Annotated in this window: 17 protein-coding genes, 1 tRNA gene and 2 pseudogenes; 15 read left to right on the top strand and 5 right to left on the bottom strand. The window is 69.3% G+C overall.

The features are described 5' to 3' along the window. Positions 1–9 precede the first annotated feature (9 nt). From gcvT to ACTOQ3_RS30855, 4 genes are all read left to right on the top strand, one after another. Positions 10–1,101, top strand: coding sequence for a glycine cleavage system aminomethyltransferase GcvT (gene gcvT / locus ACTOQ3_RS30840; RefSeq protein ID WP_440086943.1), 1,092 nt, complete (start codon positions 10–12; stop codon positions 1,099–1,101). After that, positions 1,098–1,490, top strand: coding sequence for a glycine cleavage system protein GcvH (gene gcvH, locus ACTOQ3_RS30845; RefSeq protein ID WP_440086944.1), 393 nt, complete (start codon positions 1,098–1,100; stop codon positions 1,488–1,490). The genes gcvT and gcvH overlap by 4 nt, the downstream gene beginning before the upstream one ends. 73 nt (positions 1,491–1,563) lie before the next feature. After that, positions 1,564–2,940 (top strand): L-serine ammonia-lyase, encoded by a 1,377-nt coding sequence (locus ACTOQ3_RS30850; protein ID WP_440086945.1) that lies wholly within the window; start codon positions 1,564–1,566, stop codon positions 2,938–2,940. A 93-nt stretch (positions 2,941–3,033) separates the two neighbouring features. Then, on the top strand, positions 3,034–5,127 hold the full coding sequence (locus ACTOQ3_RS30855) for a hypothetical protein (RefSeq protein ID WP_440086946.1): 2,094 nt from the start codon (positions 3,034–3,036) through the stop codon (positions 5,125–5,127). 224 nt (positions 5,128–5,351) lie between these two features. On the opposite strand, the gene ACTOQ3_RS30860 is transcribed toward ACTOQ3_RS30855, so the two are convergent. Beyond that, on the bottom strand, positions 5,352–6,014 hold the full coding sequence (locus tag ACTOQ3_RS30860; RefSeq protein WP_440086947.1) for a DUF6286 domain-containing protein: 663 nt from the start codon (positions 6,012–6,014) through the stop codon (positions 5,352–5,354). Positions 6,015–6,154: 140 nt separating this feature from the next. On the opposite strand from ACTOQ3_RS30860, the gene ACTOQ3_RS30865 reads away from it, so the two are divergent. Beyond that, positions 6,155–7,261: an RNA-guided endonuclease InsQ/TnpB family protein gene (locus ACTOQ3_RS30865; RefSeq protein WP_440086948.1), complete on the top strand. Its 1,107-nt coding sequence runs from the start codon at positions 6,155–6,157 to the stop codon at positions 7,259–7,261. 265 nt (positions 7,262–7,526) lie between these two features. Then, the gene (locus tag ACTOQ3_RS30870; protein WP_440086949.1) at positions 7,527–8,720 is read left to right on the top strand and encodes an amino acid deaminase/aldolase; all 1,194 of its coding nucleotides are present in this window, start codon (positions 7,527–7,529) and stop codon (positions 8,718–8,720) included. Between the two features lie 235 nt (positions 8,721–8,955). On the opposite strand, the gene ACTOQ3_RS30875 is transcribed toward ACTOQ3_RS30870, so the two are convergent. Next, positions 8,956–9,471: a hypothetical protein gene (locus tag ACTOQ3_RS30875; RefSeq protein ID WP_440086950.1), complete on the bottom strand. Its 516-nt coding sequence runs from the start codon at positions 9,469–9,471 to the stop codon at positions 8,956–8,958. A 120-nt stretch (positions 9,472–9,591) separates the two neighbouring features. Then, positions 9,592–9,921, bottom strand: coding sequence for a DUF3618 domain-containing protein (locus tag ACTOQ3_RS30880; RefSeq protein ID WP_440086951.1), 330 nt, complete (start codon positions 9,919–9,921; stop codon positions 9,592–9,594). A 111-nt stretch (positions 9,922–10,032) separates the two neighbouring features. Between ACTOQ3_RS30880 and bcp the strand changes: the two genes are divergently transcribed. Next, complete coding sequence (gene bcp, locus ACTOQ3_RS30885; RefSeq protein ID WP_440086953.1) at positions 10,033–10,497, top strand: thioredoxin-dependent thiol peroxidase; 465 nt, start codon at positions 10,033–10,035, stop codon at positions 10,495–10,497. A gap of 187 nt (positions 10,498–10,684) precedes the next feature. Here bcp and ACTOQ3_RS30890 read toward each other — a convergent pair whose 3' ends face one another. Together ACTOQ3_RS30890 and ACTOQ3_RS30895 are read right to left on the bottom strand one after the other, a co-directional pair. Continuing rightward, entirely contained in the window at positions 10,685–11,776 is a 1,092-nt protein-coding gene (locus ACTOQ3_RS30890) for a hypothetical protein (protein ID WP_440086954.1), read from the bottom strand. After that, positions 11,773–12,267 carry a SigE family RNA polymerase sigma factor gene (locus ACTOQ3_RS30895; protein ID WP_440086955.1) on the bottom strand — a complete coding sequence of 165 codons (495 nt, stop codon included), beginning with the start codon at positions 12,265–12,267 and terminating at the stop codon, positions 11,773–11,775. The genes ACTOQ3_RS30890 and ACTOQ3_RS30895 overlap by 4 nt, the downstream gene beginning before the upstream one ends. Before the next feature lie 253 nt (positions 12,268–12,520). Between ACTOQ3_RS30895 and ACTOQ3_RS30900 the strand changes: the two genes are divergently transcribed. From ACTOQ3_RS30900 to ACTOQ3_RS30935, 8 genes and pseudogenes are all read left to right on the top strand, one after another. After that, positions 12,521–13,300 carry a transposase family protein gene (locus ACTOQ3_RS30900; protein WP_440086956.1) on the top strand — a complete coding sequence of 260 codons (780 nt, stop codon included), beginning with the start codon at positions 12,521–12,523 and terminating at the stop codon, positions 13,298–13,300. A gap of 156 nt (positions 13,301–13,456) precedes the next feature. Then, positions 13,457–14,238 (top strand): annotated as a pseudogene (locus ACTOQ3_RS30905) (transposase family protein). A gap of 226 nt (positions 14,239–14,464) precedes the next feature. Beyond that, the gene (locus ACTOQ3_RS30910; protein WP_440086957.1) at positions 14,465–15,505 is read left to right on the top strand and encodes a hypothetical protein; all 1,041 of its coding nucleotides are present in this window, start codon (positions 14,465–14,467) and stop codon (positions 15,503–15,505) included. After that, a pseudogene (locus ACTOQ3_RS30915) lies at positions 15,506–15,673 on the top strand (IS5/IS1182 family transposase); the annotation flags it as partial. It lies immediately after the preceding gene. 549 nt (positions 15,674–16,222) lie between these two features. Next, positions 16,223–16,295, top strand: a tRNA-Leu gene (locus ACTOQ3_RS30920). Between the two features lie 652 nt (positions 16,296–16,947). Then, complete coding sequence (locus ACTOQ3_RS30925; protein ID WP_440086958.1) at positions 16,948–18,144, top strand: sensor histidine kinase; 1,197 nt, start codon at positions 16,948–16,950, stop codon at positions 18,142–18,144. A gap of 23 nt (positions 18,145–18,167) precedes the next feature. After that, complete coding sequence (locus ACTOQ3_RS30930) at positions 18,168–18,833, top strand: response regulator (protein ID WP_440086986.1); 666 nt, start codon at positions 18,168–18,170, stop codon at positions 18,831–18,833. A 9-nt stretch (positions 18,834–18,842) separates the two neighbouring features. Beyond that, positions 18,843–19,403 carry a DUF1707 SHOCT-like domain-containing protein gene (locus tag ACTOQ3_RS30935; protein ID WP_440086959.1) on the top strand — a complete coding sequence of 187 codons (561 nt, stop codon included), beginning with the start codon at positions 18,843–18,845 and terminating at the stop codon, positions 19,401–19,403. Positions 19,404–19,480 lie beyond the last annotated feature (77 nt).

Here is a 19,480-nt window from a genome sequence, read left to right on the forward strand (position 1 = left end):
GGTGCGCACATGTCCCGACCTACGCCGCTGCGCGGCGTGCACGAGTCCCTCGGCGCGACGCTGACCGACTTCGCGGGCTGGCTGATGCCGCTCCGCTACGGCAGCGAGTCGGCCGAGCACAACGCGGTCCGCCAGGCGGCCGGCCTGTTCGACCTCTCCCACATGGGCGAGATCTTCGTGACCGGGCCGCAGGCCGCGGAAGCCCTCGATTACGCGCTGGTCGGCCACCTGTCCGCGCTGGAGCCCGGCCGCGCCCGCTACACGATGATCGTCGACGCCGAGGGCGGCGTGCTGGACGACCTGATCGTCTACCGGCTCGCCCCCGCCGAGTTCATGGTCGTCGCCAACGCCTCCAACTACCCGCGGGTGGCCGCCGAGCTGACCGACCGCGCCAAGGGCTTCGACGCCGCGGTGGACGACCGCTCAGAGCGGTACGCGCTGGTCGCGGTCCAGGGCCCGCGCTCCGCGGAGATCCTGGGCGCGCTCACCGACGCCGACCTCGACGGGCTCAAGTACTACGCCGGCCTGCCCGCCGTCGTCGCGGGCCGCGAGGCCCTCGTCGCCCGTACGGGCTACACCGGCGAGGACGGCTTCGAGCTGTTCGTCGCGGCCGAGGACGCGGAGCCGGTCTGGGCCGCGCTCACCGAGGCGGGCGCGCCGCACGGCCTGATCCCCGCGGGCCTGTCCGCCCGCGACACCCTCCGCCTGGAGGCCGGGATGCCGCTCTACGGCAACGAGCTGTCGGCCGGGCTGACCCCGTTCGACGCCGGGCTGGGCCGTGTGGTGAGGTTTGACAAGCCGGGCGACTTCGTCGGCCGGGCCGCCCTCGAATCACGCAAGGACGTCCCGCCGTCCCGCCGCCTGGTCGGTCTGATCGCGACCGGCCGCAGGGTGCCCCGGCACGGGTACCCGGTGGTGGTCGTCGGCGACGGCACGGTCGTCGGCGAGGTCACCAGCGGGGCGCCCTCCCAGTCACTGGGCAGGCCCATCGCCATGGCCTACGTGGACAACGGCCTGTCGTCAGGACTGGCCGTGGACATCAGGGGCGGCCACGAGCCGGTCGAGGTCGTCGCACTGCCTTTCTACAGGAGGAAAAAATGAGCAGCATTCCCGAGGAACTGCACTACACCAAGGAACACGAGTGGATCTCCGGCATCGATGACGGCCTGACCCTCACCGTCGGCATCACCGCCTACGCCGCCCAGGCGCTGGGCGACGTGGTCTTCGTGCAGATCCTCCCCGAGGTCGGTTCGACGATCACCGCCGGCGACGCGGTCGGCGAGGTCGAGTCGACCAAGTCGGTGAGCGACATCTTCGCACCGGTCTCCGGCGAGGTCGTCGAGGTCAACCAGGCCGTCGTGGACGACCCCTCGCTGGTCAACAGTGACTCCTACGGCGACGGCTGGCTGTTCCGCGTACGCCTCGAGGGCTCCGCCGACGACCTGCTGTCGCCGGAGGAGTACGCCGCGCTCACCTCGGGTGAGTCCTAAGCCTCTCCCCCCTCGCGTCACGGCCACGCGCGTCCGGAGGGCGCGCGTGGCCGTCCACGCTGGAAGGATTCAGATGACGATCAGCGTCTTCGATCTCTTCAAGATCGGAATCGGCCCGTCCAGCTCGCACACCGGCGGCCCGATGGCCGCCGCCCACAAGTTCGCCCGCGGCCTCCACCAGGACGGGCTGCTGGAGAAGACCGCCCGGGTGAGCGCCGTCCTGTACGGCTCGCTGGGCCTGACCGGCAAGGGCCACGGCAGCGACAAGGCCGTGCTGCTCGGCCTGTCCGGCGAGAAGCCCGAGCTGGTCGACGTCGACACGGTCGACGAGCGGCTCGCCGCCATGCGCGAGTCCGGCACCCTCTGCCTGTACGGCTCCCGCGAGATCCCCTTCGTCATCGGCGAGGACCTCGTCTTCGAACGCAAGATCTCGCTCCCCGGCCACCCCAACGGCATGCGCTTCACCGCGCTGTCCGAGTCCGGCGAGACGATCCGCGAGAAGGTCTACTACTCGGTGGGCGGCGGCTTCGTCGTCGACGAGAACGCCACCGGTGCCGACCGGATCAAACCCGACGACACCGTCCTGCCGTACCCCTTCACCACGGCAGCGGAGCTGCTCGCCCAGTGCGCGGAGACCGGGCTGTCGATCTCCGGGCTGATGCTGGAGAACGAGCGGGCGTTCGGCCGCACCGAGGCCGAGATCCGCGCCCAGCTGCTCGTGCTGTGGCAGGTCATGAGCGAGTGCGTGCGGCGCGGCATCGGCAAGGAGGGCGTGCTGCCCGGCGGCCTGAAGGTCCGCCGCCGCGCCCACCAGCTCCACCGGCAGCTGCGGAGCGAGTCGCCGGAGAAGGACTCGCTGCAGACGATGGACTGGGTCTCGCTGTTCGCCCTCGCGGTCAACGAGGAGAACGCCGCCGGAGGCCGCATCGTCACCGCGCCCACCAACGGCGCCGCGGGCATCATCCCGGCCGTGCTCACCTACTACGACCGCTTCACGAAGGACTCCGACGACGAGGGCGTGATCCGCTTCCTGCTGACCGCGGGGGCGATCGGCGTGCTGTTCAAGGAGAACGCCTCCATCTCCGGCGCCGAGGTCGGCTGCCAGGGCGAGGTCGGCTCGGCCTGCTCGATGGCCGCCGCCGGGCTCACCGAGGTGATGGGCGGCACCCCGGAGCAGGTCGAGAACGCCGCCGAGATCGGCATCGAGCACAACCTGGGGCTGACCTGCGACCCGATCGGCGGCCTGGTGCAGATCCCGTGCATCGAGCGCAACGCGGTCGCCTCGATCAAGGCCATCGCCGCCGCCAGGATCGCGATGCGCGGCGACGGCCGCCACTTCGTCTCGCTGGACAAGGCGATCAAGACGATGCGCGACACCGGCCGCGACATGCTCGACAAGTACAAGGAGACCAGCCGGGGAGGGCTCGCGGTCAACGTCATCGAGTGCTGACCTCAATCCCTATCAAATTTCGCATCACGTGCAAGACCCCCCGAGCCCACGCCTATGCTGGGTGGCCATGTGCGCGGGACTCGGGAGGTCGCGGTGGTAACGGGAACGCACCCGGCAAGCCGTTCCCGTCGCTCCCAGCGCCCCGCGAACCCCTCCCGCCCCCTGCGGGTGCTCCGCTTCCTCGGGTCGCACTGGCTCTTCATCACCGCCCTGCTGGCGGGCGGCGGCCTGCGGCTGCTCGCCATGCTCGGCTACCGGCCCGCCCTGTGGTTCTGGGCCGACTCCTTCGTCTACCTGAACGCGGGGCTCGACCCCCGCCCCCTGGAGTCCCGCCCGGCGGGCTACGCGCTGTTCCTGTGGATCCTCAAGCCGCTGTCGAGCATCCCCGCGGTGGTCGCGGTGCAGCACCTGCTCGGACTGGCCGTGGCCGTCTGCGTCTACCTGCTGCTGCGCAGGCTGGGCGGGTTGCCGGGGTGGGGCGCGACGCTCGCCACGCTGCCGGTGCTGCTGGACGCCTACCAGCTCCAGCTCGAACACCTCGTCATGGCGGACCTGCTCTTCCAGTTCCTGGCGGTGCTGGCGGTCACGCTGCTGCTGTGGCGGCGGCGCCCCGCGGTGTGGGTCGCGGCACTGGCCGGAGCGCTGCTGGCCGCGGCGACCGTCACCCGCACGATCGGGCTGCCGCTGATCGCCGTGGCACTGGCCTGCATGCTGATCCGCCGGGCCGGATGGCGGGCGGTCGTCGCCGCGACGCTGGCCGCCGCGATCGGCCTGGGCTCGTACGCGGCCTGGTTCAGAGCCGAGCACGGCAGCTACGGGCTGACCAGGGGGAACGCCTTCCTCTGGGCGCGGACGATGACCTTCGCCGACTGTTCCAGGATCCACCCGGCCGGTCCCGAGGCGGCCCTGTGCCCCGTCGAGCCGCTCGGGCGGCGCGCGGCCCCGCCGGTCTACATCTGGGACGGCGGGTCGCCGCTGAACAAGGTCAAGGGCAGCTGGGCGGAGCGCGACGCGCTCGCGGGCGCCTTCGCCACCCAGGCGATCATGGCCCAGCCGTTCGACTTCCTGCGGGCGGGCCTGGCGGACGCGGCCCACATCTTCGACTGGAACCGGCGCGTCTACCCGGCTCCCGGGCCGCAGAGCGCCTACGTCTTCCCCGACACCGTACGGCCCTTCTCCTCGGGGGCGGCCTCGCAGGGAAAGACCGCCGAGCAGCTGACCGTGGCCTACCAGGGCTCGTCGGGGGCGCCGGTGATGGTCGAGCCGTACGCGGGCTGGCTGCGCGGCTACCAGGAGTACGCCTTCGTGCGGGGCCCGTACCTCGCGGTGATCCTGCTGGTCGGCCTGGTCGGGGTGCTGATGCGGCTGCGGCGGTTCGGCGACGCGGTGCTGCTGCCCTGGGCGGCGGGGACCATGCTGCTGGTCCTGCCGCCCTTCATCGCGGCCTTCGACCACCGCTACGTCATCCCCGCCCTCCCGCTGGCCTGCCTCGCCGCCGGACTGGCCTTCGGGGTCAGGCACGAGGAGAACGAACCCGAGGCGGTGAACGGGAAACCGGACGAGGACCCGCCGTACGAGGGCCCCGGCGACGAGGACCCGTCGTACCGCACGACGGCCGAGCGGCCGGTGTACGCGAGCCCCGTCGGGGAGTCGGGGTACGGGCCGGGGTCGTACGACGAGCAGGCGCACCGGGATGGCGCGTACGGAAGCACCGCGTACGGGGGCACGACGGAGCCGCCGGTGTACGGCGCGACGGGCGAGCGATCCGCGTACGGCGTCACCGGCGAACGGCCGGCGTACGGCGTGACGGGCGAATGGCCGGTGTCCGGAGGGACGGGCGGGCGGCCGGGGTCCGGAGGAACGGCCGAGCGAGCGGCGTACGGCGCGACGGGCGAGCGGCCGGTGTCCGGAGGGTCAGCGGCGGCGGACGTGCAGGCGAACCACCACGCCGAGTTCTACCTCCCCGAGCGCTCGTCGGACCTTCCCCACCGCGTCCCTGTTCAGCCGGGCCACGAGTTTGCCGACATCGGTCGCGGGCGCGCAGCCCACCCCGATGCGCAGCCGCTCGTGCCGTATGTACCTGACGCGGACACGGGTGAGCCCTTCGACTTCTTTAAGAGCAACCCCGAGCATGGCGGTCCCCGTCCCGGACCGCCTGCCCCACCGTCCCCATCCCAGGGTGTGTAGCAGCCACCGCACCGCCAGGAGTGCCAGCGCCACCAGCAGCAGCGCCACCAGCCAGCCCAGCCACGGATGCGCGGCCAGCCAGCCGGGGAACCCCTTGCGCACGAGCCTGGCCCCGGGCGAATGGCCGGGAATGTCACCGCGTCCTCGCAGGAAGGCGTAGAGTCCCGCGCACACCAGCACCGCCCCGGTGACGGCCAGACCGATCCGGTTGCCCAGATAGGGCCTCATCGCGCCTTCTTCCTGCGCAGCCGTACGACGACGTCACCCGCGCACATCGCGCCCAGCCCGGACAGCCGGTCACCCACCGCCGCGCCCACCCGGCGCAGCACGGGCCCGGTCCGCTCGGCGTCGGTGAACACGGTGACCTCGACGATCCGCGACGTGAGCCGGACCCGGGCCCCGTTCACCTCGTCCACCGCCTCGGCGGCCTCCCGCAGCGTGCGGCGGAGCCCGGACCTGGTGATGCCGATCACCATGTGCGGGTCTCCCGACTCCAGCGGCACCAGCCGGGCCCGGCCCGGCAGCACGGCGAGCGCGAGCATCACCAGGCCCACCGCCATGGCGAGCGTCGACGCGGCGAACGTGGCGGGATCCGACCAGTTCCACGCGCCGGCCCCGTTGACGAGCCGCCGGTAGGGCACCCGCGCGACCGGCGACTCCATGAGCAGGCCCACCGTCACCGAGGCCGAGACCACCAGCACGGCGGACACCGTCAGGGCCGCGGGAACACCGGCGGGGGTCCTTCCCGGCCGCAGCAACCGCACCGACCTGCGCCGGACGTCCTGGAACTGCTCGGCCGCCGCCTTGCCTCCCGAGCCGCCGGTGGTGGTCCCCGCGCCGCCGGTGCCTCCCGAGCCCGCCAGGATGTCCTGGAGAGTAGTCGTCATCTAATAACTCCCGTGGATACTCCGGCCTTCAGGCCGGGGAGGAAGCGGGAGCGGGAAAGGGCTGTGGCGCCTGAGCGTGCCTGGACCCGCGCGACCCACTCCAGCCGATACTCAACTGATCTTGTTATATTGTGTGAGGAATGGCGCAGACCGTGAAGCGGGCGTTCAAGTTCCGCTTCTACCCGACCCCCGAGCAAGCCGAAGAGCTTGCCCGGACGTTCGGCTGTGTCCGCCTCGTCTACAACAAAGCCCTCGAACACCGCACCCGCGCCTACACGATCGAAGGCCGGAAAGTCTCCTACGTGCAGTCGTCGGCCACGCTCACCGAGTGGAAGAAAACCGACGACCTCCTCTTCTTGAACGAGGTGTCGTCGGTCCCGCTCCAGCAGGCCCTCAGGCACCTTCAAACAGCGTTCACGAACTTCTTCGCCAAGCGGGCGAAGTATCCGGCGTTCAAGTCCCGCAAGAAGTCCCGGCTGAGCGCCGAGTACACGCGATCTGCGTTCAAGTACCGGGGCGGTCAGATCACCCTCGCGAAGATGAACGCGCCTCTGAATGTCGTGTGGTCGCGTCCGCTGCCCGAGAGTGCGGAGCCGTCCACGGTAACCGTGTCGAAGGACGCGGCAGGGCGCTGGTTCGTGTCGATCCTGTGCGAAGACCGCATCGCCCCGCTTCCTGCGGCCGCGAACGTGGTCGGGGTGGACGCGGGCATCACGGCGTTGGCCACGCTCTCCACTGGAGAGAAGATCACCAATCCGAGGCACGAGCGGGCCGATCGCCGCAAGCTCGCCAAGGCTCAGCGCAACCTCGCCCGTAAGAAGAAGGGTTCTGCGAACCGGGCCAAGGCGAAGCTCGCGGTCGCCCGCGTCTATGCCCGTATCGCGGATCGGCGCCGCGATCATCTGCACAAGGTCACCACACGGCTTGTTCGCGAGAACCAAGTGATCGCCGTGGAAGACCTCACCGTGCGGAACATGGTGAAGAACCGCAGCTTGGCCCGCGCCATCTCCGACGCCTCCTGGCGTCAAATGCGGGAAATGCTGGAGTACAAAGCGCAGTGGTACGAGCGGGAACTGCTGGTCGTTGACCGCTGGTTTCCCTCGTCGAAGCTGTGTTCGGCATGCGGCACGATCCATCGGTCCATGCCGCTGGGCATCCGAGACTGGGTGTGTGCCTGCGGCACCGTTCACGACCGGGACGTCAACGCCGCGAAGAACATCTTGGCCGCCGGGCTGGCGGACAGGTAAAACGCCTGTGGAGCTGATGTAAGACCTCAAGGAGAGTCCTCTTTGGCGGGCAGTTGGCAGTGAAGCAGGAACCCTCACGGGCGACCGTGAGAATCCCCTCCCTTCGGGGAGGGGAGGATGTCAAGTGTGCGCGTTCGGGCAGGGCCGAGCCAGGAATCAACCACCCACTTGCGCGATCTTGAGGCCCTCCTGGCGGGAGCATTGACCACCCGTCCAGCAACATGAATATTGCTCATATTCGTGGGGGCCGGGTTATCCTGCGAACATGGACGACCGCCAGCGCTACGACCGGGCCACAGCGCACCTGGAACCCCCCTTCGCCGTCCTCGACCTGCCCGCCCTGCGCGCCAACGCCGAGGGAATGGTCCGCCGGGCCGGGGGCAAACCGATCAGGGTCGCCAGCAAGTCCATCAGGTCCCGGGCCGTGCTCGAACGCGTCCTCGCCATGGACGGCTTCACCGGCATCATGGCCTTCACCCTCCCCGAGGCCCTCTGGCTCGTCTCCACCGGGATGCGGGACGTGCTCGTGGCGTACCCCACCGTCGACCGCGCCGCGCTCGCCGAGCTGGCCGCCGGCCCGGTCGCGGCACGGGAGATCACGATCACGGTGGACCACGCCGAGCACCTGGACCTCATCGAGTCCGCCGTCTCCGGAGTCCACGACCGCCACGAGATCCGGCTCTGCCTGGACGTCGACGCGGGCTACCTCGCCTTCGGCGGCCGGTTCAGGGCGGGGGTCCGCCGCTCCCCCATCCGCGAGATCGGCCAGGCCGCCGACCTGGCCACCGAGATCGCGAAACGGCCCGGATTCCGGCTCGTGGGCCTGATGGCGTACGAGGCGCAGATCGCCGGAGTCGGCGACGACCCTCCGGGCAACCCCGTCCTGACCCGGGCCGTCCGCCTGATGCAGGCCCGGTCCCGGCGCGAGCTGATCACGCGCAGGGGCCGGATCGTCCAGGCCGTCCGCCAGATCACCGACCTGGAGTTCGTCAACGGCGGCGGCACCGGCAGCATCGAGAAGACCGCCAAGGAGAGGGCCGTCACCGAGATCGCCGCCGGATCCGGATTCTTCCACCCCCGCCTGTTCGACTTCTACCGGGGATTCACCGGCCGGCCCGCCGCCCTGTTCGCCCTGCCCGTCGTACGCCGCCCCGCCCCGGGCGTCGTCACCGTCCTCGGCGGCGGCTACCCCGCCTCCGGCGCTCCCGGCGACAGCCGCCTGCCCCAGCCCTACCTGCCGTGCGGGCTGCGCTACGACGCCGACGAGGGAGCCGGAGAGGTGCAGACCCCCCTCGTCGGGCAGGCCGCCGAGGACCTGCGCGCCGGCGACCGGGTCTGGTTCCGGCACGCCAAGGCGGGTGAGCTCTGCGAGCGCTTCGCGAGCCTGCACCTGATCGACGGGGACGAGGTCGTGGACGAGGTCCCCACCTACCGGGGCGAGGGCCGTACCTTCCTCTGACCCGCCGCCCCTGTCTCCTCCCCGGATCCACGGCTGGAACTCCGGCAGAGCGGCGTCCCTTCCGGACCCGGCCCCGTCCGGAACACGGGAGCGGACCCCGGCACGAGGAACGGGCACCCGCCGCTCCAGCGGCGGGTGCCCGTTCCTGCCACACCTCTGCCCCTCCCCCGGGCACTACGGCCCCCGGCGCTCCGCGCCCGGAGAGACCGCGCTCCCGAGGAACCTCAGGGGGATCTCAGAAGCCCAGGTCGAGCTCTTCCCACCTGCTGCACCTGTGGGTCGACCAGCTCCGGTACTTGACCTGACAGGTCTTGACCCGCACCTCGCTGACGTCGTGCGCCGTGACGCGGAAGCGCTTGGTGTCGTCGTAGCTGCACAGCCTGTCGCGCTTGGCGACGTCCCAGTCCTCGTCCTCGGACGAGACGACCTGGACCTCGACGTAGGCGCAGCGACCGCCCTGGCGGAACGTGCGCCTGTCACCGTCGTACAGCTCGCCCCGCAGCCTGAACGTGTTGTCGTCCTCCTCGTCGCCCCTGACCGAGTACTCGGCCTCCAGCGTGGCCAGGCCGTTCCTGGACTCCTGCTCGAAGCTGTCGTCGACGTCACGCGCCGAGGACGCCGAGGACGCCGAGGACACAGCCGACGCGGACGAGGCGGACGCCGGTGTCGCGGCGAAGGCGGCCGGAGCCACCGTCAGCACGAGACCCGTGGTCGCCACCACCGCGATCGCGGCGCGAATGATGTTTTTCATGGATTTACCCCTCCCTTTCACCTACCCGCGATGTTCCGCGAGCGGGAAAAAGGTCACATGAGTAAACCCCTACTCAATTCGGGGCCGCCGACCGGTCGTCGGCGACACCGGAACCCCCGGTCAGCGACGCCGGCGCCGCCACAACACGACCACCGCGCCGAGCGCCAGCACCGCCCCCACCCCGATCAGGATCGGCGCCAGGTCCGGCCGGTCGTCCGCCCACAGATCCTCGGGCTCGCCGGCGAGCCTGACCGGCTTCGGTCCCGTCACGCCCACCATGTCACCGACCTGGGTGACGAGATGCTCCGCGTTCGCCCTGACCTTGGCCACACCGCGTGCCGCGACCCGCTTGGGGCTCACCCGGTCCGCGATGGCGTCCACCGTCTGAGCCAACTCCGCGCGCGTGCGCTCGATCTGCCGCTCCAACTCCGCGGGATCGGTGTCCGCCATGGCGCTCCTCCCCTACTCCTTGACATTGATCAGTCTGTCAGGTCCTGCCCACCCACGGCACTTCGGACAGGCCGGTAAGTTGACCGGGGAACCATTCCTCGGAGGAACACCATGAAACTCGAGCCGGGCGACGCCGCCCCGGACTTCACGCTTCCCGCCGCCGACGGCACCACCGTGTCGCTGGAGACACACCGCGGTCGGCGCGTCATCCTCTACTTCTACCCCGCCGCGATGACCCCGGGCTGCACCAAGCAGGCCTGCGACTTCCGCGACAGCCTCGCCTCGCTGGCCGCGGCCGGATTCGCCGTGCTCGGCGTCTCGAAGGACAGCCCGGCCAAGCTCGCCAAGTTCGCCGAGCACGACGCCCTGACCTTCCCGCTCCTGTCCGACCCCTCCCTCGAGGTCCACAAGGCCTACGACGCGTACGGGGAGAAGATGATGTACGGCAAGACGACCGTCGGGGTCATCCGCTCCACCTTCGTCATCGACGCCAACGGAAAGATCGAGAAGGCTCTCTACAACGTGAAGGCGACCGGTCACGTGGCCCGCCTCCGCCGCGAACTCGGCATCGACTAAAATGAACCTTTTTCAACTTGTTGTCGCAGGTCAACAGGCGGTGAGCGGATGACCGAGGCTGCATGGCCTGCAGGGATGCGGGCCATGCGGCGCTCAGATGGCACCCGAGGGAGTTGCTCCGTCGCTGTTCTGGAGCCTGTGCAGGGCAGGATGGAAAAGGCTCCTTGGTAGAGGGCCGACTACGCGGTCAGCGCACCAGGCCCGGTACCACCTTCACCCCGTCCTCGCGGAGCGTGAACAGTTCCCTGCTTTTGCCCGTCCGTATGTCCACCGCGTAAACCACCGATGGCCTGTCCGGTGATTCCGGTGCGGCCAGCGTGGTCACCTCCGTGGTGTTCAGCCAGCCACCGAGCCGTAAGGGGTAGAGCCCTTCTGAGATGCCGGATATCGGGATGCGGGTTTCCCGGCCGCCGCTTACCGCGTCGAAAACGACGATTGAGCCGTCCCGCCGCACCATCGGCTGCCGGTCCCGATCGACGGTCTGCCCCAGCCGGGCGAGCGTCCGCCCGTCAGACGCGAGAGCGCTGTAGTCGTACGTGAAGTCCCGGATGGTGATCGGGTCATGGCCGAGCACCCACACTTGGCTGGTCATGTCGTACGGCTTGGCGAGCACGACGGGTCCAGACCCGTCCGACACGCTCACCGGCCACCACCCGCGCTTGAGGTCGGTCACCGTCCCCCGCTGCACGTCCACCAGCTTGTTCGGCTTTCGCCGCCCGCCCCACCCCGACACGACGAACCGCAGCCCGCCGGGAGACAGCCGCAGGGCGTACTCAACCGCGAAGTCCTCTGCGGGCTGCTTCAGCGGCGCCTTCCACGTCCTGCCGCTCGCCAGGTCGCGCACCACGATCGCGCGATGTTCCGAGCTGTAGTAGGCGATCCTGCGGCCGTCCGCCGTGACCTCCAGCGGCCCCTTCTCGAACGCCTCGGCCAGCTCGTAGGTGTCGCCCCCGCCGGTCACGATCCGCCAGGCGCGCCTGGCGCACGGATCTCCGGTCATCGGGCAGCTCTGCCTGTACGCCTGCTCGACCGGCCCGACCCCCTTGGCGGGCAGCGGGAGCACCGTCGTTTCTGGCGGGGTAAGCACCACCGGGGGGGCAAGGTGCATCTGCGGGAGCAGCGTGGCGCCACCGCCCGCGATCAGGCAGGTCACGGCGGCGGCCGCCATGACCAGGCGGGTCGTGCGCCTCCTGCGCGCCCCCCGCACCGCCCGGGCCGCCAGGTCGACGGCGGGCGCCTGCTCGGCCAGCGCGTGCAGGTCCTCACGTAGTGTGTTCACCGGTACACCTCCTGAGGGGTGATCGCGCGCAGTTTCGACAGCGCGTAGTGCGTCTGGCTCTTGACGGTGCCGATCGAGACGCCCATGAGCTGCGCGGTCTCGTGCTCGGAGCGGTCCTCGTAGAAGCGCAGCACGATCACCGCCCGCTGCTTCGGAGTGAGCTGGGCCAGCGTGTGCAGCAGGGCCAGGCGGCGCACGGTCGCCTCGTCGTGCGGTTGCCGGGACTCGGCGAGTTCCGGCGCTTCGGCTCCGAGGAGCTCGACGTGCTTGCGCCGGCGCCAGGAGATGCTCTGGTTCACCAGGGCCTTGCGGGCGTAGGCCTCGGGGTTGCCGCCTTTGGCGAGCTTGGTCCAGTGGGAGGCGAGGCGGGTGAGGACTGTCTGCAACAGGTCCTCGGCGAGGTGGGGGTTCCCGGTGAGCAGGTACGCCGTCCGCATCAGCGATTGCTGGCGAGCGTGCACGAACTCGTGGAACCCCTCGTAGCGGTCCATGTAGAGAAATAACTCCGCCGAAGGGCTTCAGGTTGGAACGTCAGCGTAACGACGGGCACGCGAGCCGGTCGGCTATGAGGTGATCGCGGTTGTCTTCGCCGGTGGGACGGGGCACTGAGTCTTTTTCATCCCCTGGCAGCGGACTGCTGGACACAGCATGATCGCAAGACCGGTGTTCGCCTAACGACATAGAGAAACCCCTGGTAGACGGGTTGATCACCACAACCATCACCGTCACAACCAGGGGTTTCGGATGCTGTTCTATCGTGCTGCCGTCGATGTGTCGCGTTCAACGCTGAACTACGTCGCCGGCCTGATCCGCCGGCACCGCAAGGCGATCGGGTCGGCCTGGCGGCGGCTCAACCCCGGACAACAGGCCCTGCTGGTACTGGTCTACCTGCGCAAGGGCGAGACGTTCGTCGAACTCGGCGCGGGGTTCGCAGTGTCGACGGCGACCGCGTGGCGATATGTGCAGGAGACGGTGGCGTTGCTGTCGGCGCGCTCGCCCGAGCTCGGCCAGGCGCTGCGCAAGGCCCAGCGGAACGGGCTGCACTACCTGGTGCTGGACGGCACGCTGATCCGCACCGACCGCATCAAGGCCGATCGACCGTACTTCTCCGGCAAGCACCGCGTGCATGGAATGAACGTCCAGGTCATCGCCTCGCCGGACGGGACGATCCTGTGGACCTCTGGAGCCCTGCCGGGCAAGGCGCATGATCTGAGCGCCGCCCGCATCTGGGGCATCCTGCGCGCGCTGGAGCAGGCCGGAATCATCACCCTGGCCGACAAGGCGTATCAGGGAGCCGAGGGCCCGGTCGCCACCCCGTACAAGGGCAAGAACAAGCCCGCGTCACAGAAACAGGCCAACCGCTCCCACGCCAAGCTCCGCGGACCCGGCGAACGCGCCAACGCCCAGCTGAAGAGCTGGAAAATCCTCCGGAAACTACGCTGCAGCCCCGCCAAGGCCGGCCACCTGTGCAAGGCCATCGCCGTCCTTCAAAACCACCGCGTCGCACAAACCGCCAGAGGATGAAAAAGGTTCCCTGACACATGGCGAGGAAGACGGAGCCCTTTTCATCGTGATCATACTGGTCACGGTGGGCGTCGGGGACCCAGAGATCGATGAGGGCGAGGCTCCAGGTAAGACAGCAGTCGGTCAAGATCCGATGCCCCGACCGGGAGTCTCGCCGTGCTGTCTTACCCCGCCACGATCCCGCTGTCCAGCCGAACCCTGAACCACCTTGCCGAGCGCATCCGCAACCACCGCCACCAGCGTCGATCCCGGTGGCGGCGCCTCGACCCCGGCCGACAGGCCCTGCTCACCCTCGCTCACCTGCGCAACGGCGACACCTACACGCGCCTGGCAGCCGGGTTCGGCATCGGCGTCGCCACCGCCTGACGCTACGTCCGTGAAGCCGTCGACCTGCTCGCCGCAGCCGCGGACGACCTGGCCACCGTCATGGACCGTATCCTCAAGCTGGCGTACGCGATCCTCGACGGCACACTGATCCCGATCGACCGTGTAGCCGACCAGAAGCCCTACTACTCCGGAAAACATAAGCGGCACGGCATGAACGTGCAGGTCATCGCGGACGCAGTAGGTCGCCTGGTCTGGGCCTCGCCAGCGCTGCCCGGCGCCACCCACGACCTCAGCGCCGCCCGCGTCACGGCATCATCGACGCGCTGACCAGCGCCGACGTGATGACCTTCGCAGACAAGGGCTACCAGGCAGCCGGTGGGAGCGTGCGCACGCCGTTCAAGCGCCACCGGTACCGGCCGAAACTGTCCCGCCGGCAGAAGGCCGTCAACCGCGCACACGCCCGCGTCCGGGCTCGCGGCGAACGGGCCATCGCCACGCTCAAGACATGGAAGATCCTGGCCAAGCTGCGCTGTTGCCCCCACCGCACGACCGCGGTCGTGCAGGCCGTCCTCGTCCTGCACCGCGTCGAGACCAGCCGCTACTCAGGATGAAGACGGCTCAGTGATTCCTTGGCGGCGCTGTTCGAGGTGAACCGGCCCCTGCTCGCGGCAACGTACCGGATGCCGGGGCTCACAAAGTAAGGCCGAAGACCCGATGCAAGAAGCTGGTCAAAGCGGGCGATTTCAGGTCAGCTGCACCATCCGACGAGTGTGAAAGCATGCGACGATGCCAAACGATGCTCTTCACGGCGGTCCCGTCCAGGTCGCTGCCCGTCTCGTGGCCACTGCCGCAGCCCCGCTCGACCCCGCATCGGCGGACGCCCCCCAGGTGCTGCACTGGCCCGGGCGCAGGCTGCTGGTGCAGCGCGGGGACACCGAGCTGGCCGTCCGCGACCTGGACGGGGAGGGGACAGAGGTCCGCTTCCCCGCGCCCTGGCCTCGCCGGTACGGCTCGGTGACAGTCTCGCCCACGGGTGATGTTGCCGTGTTCGCCGGCGTGCACGCGTTGCGAGCCGTGGATTCGACCGGTGCCGTGCGGTGGGAGATCCGGCATGGTTGTTGGTCCCCCGCCGGGTGCACCGGGGCCCATGCCTCGTTCTCCGAGTACGCCGACGACTACCACCACGGCCACGCGGACGTCGGCTCGGCGGCAATCTCCGCGGACGGCAAGCTCCTGTGGGCACACGTCCGCAACCGCGAGGGGCGCGACGTCAACGAGGAATGGCTGATCCTCGACCCCGCCGACGGCACGGTACTGACCCGGGCCGACACGATGACCGTGGGATCGGGCTCCCTCCACTTCCCCCATCCGAACCCGGCCTACATGGGGCTGACGGTCGGCGAGGGCGAGGAGAACTCGCCCGTGTTGTGGGGACACTGGGACGGCGCGAACCTCACCGTCCAGCGGTTCATCGAGGAGGTCCTCCTCGCCGTGAGTCCGTCCGGGAAGCACTTCCTGACCACGGACCTGGGGCAGTGGACCCTCTACCTGCACCGGGCGGAGGATGGCATCGAACTGCGGCATCTGGACGCCGACGAAGCCGTGCCCTTTCCCGCAAGCTCGGACGACGACCGCGTTCGGTGGGACTACGAGGCGGCGGCGTTCCCCTACGACGACACCGCCGTGGTCGGCACCGAGGACTCCGCGGAGGACCCCCGCCACTGGTTTGTCGACCCGCACACGATGGCCCTGCGCGGCCGGATCGCCTACCCCTTCCCTGTCTCGGGACCTCCCCGATCGGCGGGGCAGGGCGCCTGGTACACGGTCTCCAAGGACCAGACCACTCTCCACCTGTGGAACCTGCCGCACCGGGAATGAGTCAAAGGCCTCCACGCCACGGCCCTGGCACTCGGCGAACGCACCGCCGCCACGCTCAAGACATGGGAGATCCTGGCCAAGCTGCGCTGCTGCCCACGCCGCGCGACCGCGATCGTGCAGGTCGTCCTCGTCCTGCACGTCACCGAGACCGCCCGTCAGCCAGGATGAAAATGGCTCAATCCTTTTTTCGCCATTTAATACGACGTGAGCATGCCCCAAGAATTGTCAGTCCCATTGCCTGGGCTTGGGGCGTGCCCATCAAATACAAATACACCCCAGAAATGCCGGCGGAGGCCGCAGCCGACTCCCTCAGCATCGCCGACGTCCTCCGCCGCCTCGACATCACCATCGCGGGCGGCAATTACACCCACGTCAGCCGCCGGCTGAAGCGCTTCGGAATCGACACGTCGCACTTCCTCGGCCAAGCGCCTCGGCGAGGACAGTCCTCGCCGAGGCGACGCGGCCCGGAACAGGTCCTGACCGTACGACCAGAGAGTAGCTCTCGCCCACATCCGAGGCAGCTCAGGCGCAGCATGATCGCGATCGGGGTGCCGTACCGCTGCACGGGATGTAGGATCGGGAACGTCTGGCAGGGCCAGGCATTGATACTGCACGTTGACCACATCAATGGCAACTGGCTGGACAATAGAAAAGAAAATCTGCGCTTTCTCTGCCCGAACTGCCATTCACAGACAGAGAATTTCGCAGGAAAATCAAGGGGCCGTAGTCCAACGGCAGAGACACACGGTTTAGGTCCGTGACAGTTCGGGTTCGAATCCCGACGGCCCTACAAAAAATTCAATCAAAATCATACGGTCGATATAATATTCATAGACACCGGCGTAACGATATCGGCCCAGGATTCATTCTTCATAGAATACTGTCGAAGCGAAAAACGCTTCGCGTCGAGATCCGCGGTCATACGCAGGGCCATTCAGTTGCTACGCGAGTCCGTCCTCGGAGAGGAGCGCGCCGCCGCGTCCGTCGAGACCGGTGACACGGGTTCGCCTGGCCGCGCCGTGCGGGGCGACTCCGGCGAGTCGCCCGCGTAGGGTCCGGCCTCGTCCGGAATGGCGCGATGTCCACCCCTGGACGGGAAAACCTCCGGGAATCCGCGCGGGTGAGCGGGTGAGGTCACCGAAACATCCGAGCGAGCGGGCAGCGCTGTCCGGCGTGGCGGCTATCCGGCGTGGTGCGGGAGAAACGTCAGGTCGCGCGGTCCGTCCTCGGGGCCGCGCGACCCGGCGTCGTTGTGATCGATCACCACAAACTATCTCCCTTTACTCACCCCAGAGGGCGCTCCCGGAAACCATGGTGCCCCAGATACCGTAAAGGCCGCGTAAGCCGTGCCATATGTGCGGCTCGATGTGCGACCTGAGTCGTACACCGGACTCCCCCTTGAGGGGGAAGGGCGCTGATCTGCGCATACGTATCGTGGTGATGTGTTCGGCAGACTACGCGCCTGGAGCGGGCGCCATCCCAGGATCACGGACTCCCTGTGGCTGGCTCCGTTCCTGCTGGTCTCGCTGCTCAACGTCTGGACCGTCGGGATCGACCTGGCGGCCTGGGGGGCGGAGAGGCTTGGGCCGTGGGGGTTCGCGGGGCTGACGCTGCTGTTGTTCGTGCCGCTGTTCTGGCTGCGCGAGCGTCCCGTCGCGGTCTTCGCGATCATCTCGCTGGCCTCCTTCCTCCAGTGGCTTCTCGGGGTGCAACCCCTGGTCTTCAACATCTCCGTGCTCGTCGCCATGTACGGCGTGGCGTCGCGGCGCCCGCTGCGCTGGGCGGTGGGGGCGGGTCTGGTGGTGGAGCTGGGGTTGTTCCTGGTGTTCGGGCGGGTGCCTCAGGGCCTTGACCCGAGTGCGTTCGCCACGGCCTCGGCGTTCGCGGTCGCGGTCTGGATGGCGGGGATCTACGCGAACACCCGCCGCCGTTACCTGGAGGGTCTGGAGGAGCGGGCCGAGCGGGCCGAGCGGGAGCGCGATCAGCAGGCCAGGCTGGCGGCGGCGGCGGAGCGGGCCCGGATCGCCCGTGAGCTGCACGACGTGGTCGCGCACAACGTGAGTGTGATCATCGTTCAGGCCGACGGGGCGGGGTACGCGATCGACAGCGATCCCGAGCAGGCGCGCAGGGCGATGCAGGCGGTCTCGGCCACGGGCCGCAGGGCGCTGGCGGAGATGCGGCGGATGGTGGGCGTGTTGCGGGCCGACGGTGTCCAGGAGGAGTACGCTCCGCAGCCGAGCCTGTCGCAGCTGGACGGTCTGGTGGCGCAGGTGCGGGAGTCGGGGTTGCCGGTGGAGTTGCGGGTGTCCGGCGTTCCCCGGGAGCTTCCCGAGGGGGAGCAGCTCACGGTTTACCGGATCGTGCAGGAGGCCCTCACCAACACCCTCAAGCATGGCGGTCCGGACAGCAGGGCCACGGTCGAGATGGAGTACGGCGTGCGGGAGCTGCTCTTGCGGGTGACCGACGACGGTCGCGGGGCCGCGACGCCGGAGCGTGAGGGCGGGCACGGCCTGGTCGGCATGCGGGAGCGAGTCGCGCTGTTCGGCGGGAGCGTGGAGGCACGGCCCGTTCCGGGTGGCGGGTTCCGGGTGGTGGCGCGGTTGCCGATCGGCGACACCGGGGCGGGTCGGGCGGCTTGACGGAGCGCGCGGTGGGTGACCAGGTGATCCGGGTGATGCTGGTCGACGATCAGGAGTTGTTGCGCACCGGTTTCCGGATGGTTCTCGGCGCCCATCCCGGGATCGAGGTCGTCGCGGAGGCGGGTAACGGGGCGGCCGCGGTGGAGACGGTGCGGACGGTCGCCGTCGACGTGGTGCTGATGGACGTGCGGATGCCGGTCATGGACGGGGTGGAGGCGACGCGGCTGATCCGTTCTGCGGCCGGCGGGCCTCGGGTGCTGATCCTGACCACGTTCGATCTGGACGAGTACGCGTTCGCGGCGTTGAAGGCGGGTGCGTCGGGGTTCCTGCTGAAGGATGTGCCGCCCGCCGATCTGGTGAGCGCGATCCAGTCGGTGCACAGCGGGGACGCGGTGGTGGCTCCGAGCACGACGCGGCGGTTGCTGGAGCGTTTCGCGGTGCATCTTCCCTCGGCGGGGGCGGCCGAGCCCGCGGTGCTGTCCGGGTTGACCGCTCGGGAGCGGGAGGTGCTGGTGCTGGTGGCCAGGGGGTTGTCGAACATGGAGATCGCCGGTCGGCTGGAGCTGGCGGAGGCGACGGTCAAGACGCACCTGGGCCGGATACTGGCCAAGCTGAGTCTGAGGGATCGGGCACAGGTCGTCGTGTACGCCTATGAATCAGGGATCGTGACTCCGCATTCGGCCGACTAGCATGATCTCATGACGCATCCTGACGGCCGGCTTCGCGCGTCGCACGCCGACCGGGACGTGGTTATCGAGCAGCTGCGCGTGGCCGCCGGAGACGGGCGGCTCACCCTGGAGGAGCTGGAGGAGCGGATCGAGCGGACTCAGGCCGCCAGGACGTACGACGACCTGAGAGCCCTTACCGCCGACCTGCCGCGGACCGACGGGACACTCGCCGTGCCGGGCGATGTCGGCGGGGTCCTGGAGTTGCGGACGAAGAGCGGGCAGGTCCGCCAGAAGGACTACTGGGTGGTGCCCGCGCGCATCGTGGCGAGCTGCACCTCGGGCAACGTGAAGATCGACTTCACCGAGGCGGTGTGCTCGCATCGCGAGGTGCTGCTGGAGGCGACCTGCGGGATGGGCGGCATCCTGGTGATCGTGCCGCGCGGGTGGACGGTGCGGATCGAATCGGTGACGACGAACATGGGCACGATCAGCAACAAGGCCACCGACCCGGGCCGTCCGGACGCGCCGGTGCTGCGCGTCACCGGCAAGGTCGGCATGGGCAGCCTCAAGATCAAATACCCGCGAAGGTAGCGCCGCCTCGGCCGAATGGCCGAGGCCCGTGCTACGGCGGAGGTCGTGCCCGTCCTTCTCCGGACCCCCTCCCCGCA

The sequence above is a fragment of the Streptosporangium sp. LJ11 genome (assembly GCF_051918945.1).
Classification (GTDB): domain Bacteria; phylum Actinomycetota; class Actinomycetes; order Streptosporangiales; family Streptosporangiaceae; genus Streptosporangium.

Excerpts from the sequence above, each read along its gene's own strand:
- ACTOQ3_RS30895 (WP_440086955.1), bottom strand. The coding sequence starts at position 12,267 with ATGGACCGCTACGAGGGGTTCCACGAGTTCGTGCACGCTCGCCAGCAA.
- ACTOQ3_RS30860 (WP_440086947.1), bottom strand. The coding sequence starts at position 6,014 with ATGACGACTACTCTCCAGGACATCCTGGCGGGCTCGGGAGGCACCGGC.
- bcp (WP_440086953.1), top strand. The coding sequence starts at position 10,033 with ATGAAACTCGAGCCGGGCGACGCCGCCCCGGACTTCACGCTTCCCGCC.
- ACTOQ3_RS30935 (WP_440086959.1), top strand. The coding sequence starts at position 18,843 with ATGACGCATCCTGACGGCCGGCTTCGCGCGTCGCACGCCGACCGGGAC.
- ACTOQ3_RS30880 (WP_440086951.1), bottom strand. The coding sequence starts at position 9,921 with ATGGCGGACACCGATCCCGCGGAGTTGGAGCGGCAGATCGAGCGCACG.
- gcvT (WP_440086943.1), top strand. The coding sequence starts at position 10 with ATGTCCCGACCTACGCCGCTGCGCGGCGTGCACGAGTCCCTCGGCGCG.
- ACTOQ3_RS30900 (WP_440086956.1), top strand. The coding sequence starts at position 12,521 with ATGCTGTTCTATCGTGCTGCCGTCGATGTGTCGCGTTCAACGCTGAAC.
- ACTOQ3_RS30865 (WP_440086948.1), top strand. The coding sequence starts at position 6,155 with ATGGCGCAGACCGTGAAGCGGGCGTTCAAGTTCCGCTTCTACCCGACC.
- ACTOQ3_RS30875 (WP_440086950.1), bottom strand. The coding sequence starts at position 9,471 with ATGAAAAACATCATTCGCGCCGCGATCGCGGTGGTGGCGACCACGGGT.
- ACTOQ3_RS30870 (WP_440086949.1), top strand. The coding sequence starts at position 7,527 with ATGGACGACCGCCAGCGCTACGACCGGGCCACAGCGCACCTGGAACCC.
- ACTOQ3_RS30850 (WP_440086945.1), top strand. The coding sequence starts at position 1,564 with ATGACGATCAGCGTCTTCGATCTCTTCAAGATCGGAATCGGCCCGTCC.
- gcvH (WP_440086944.1), top strand. The coding sequence starts at position 1,098 with ATGAGCAGCATTCCCGAGGAACTGCACTACACCAAGGAACACGAGTGG.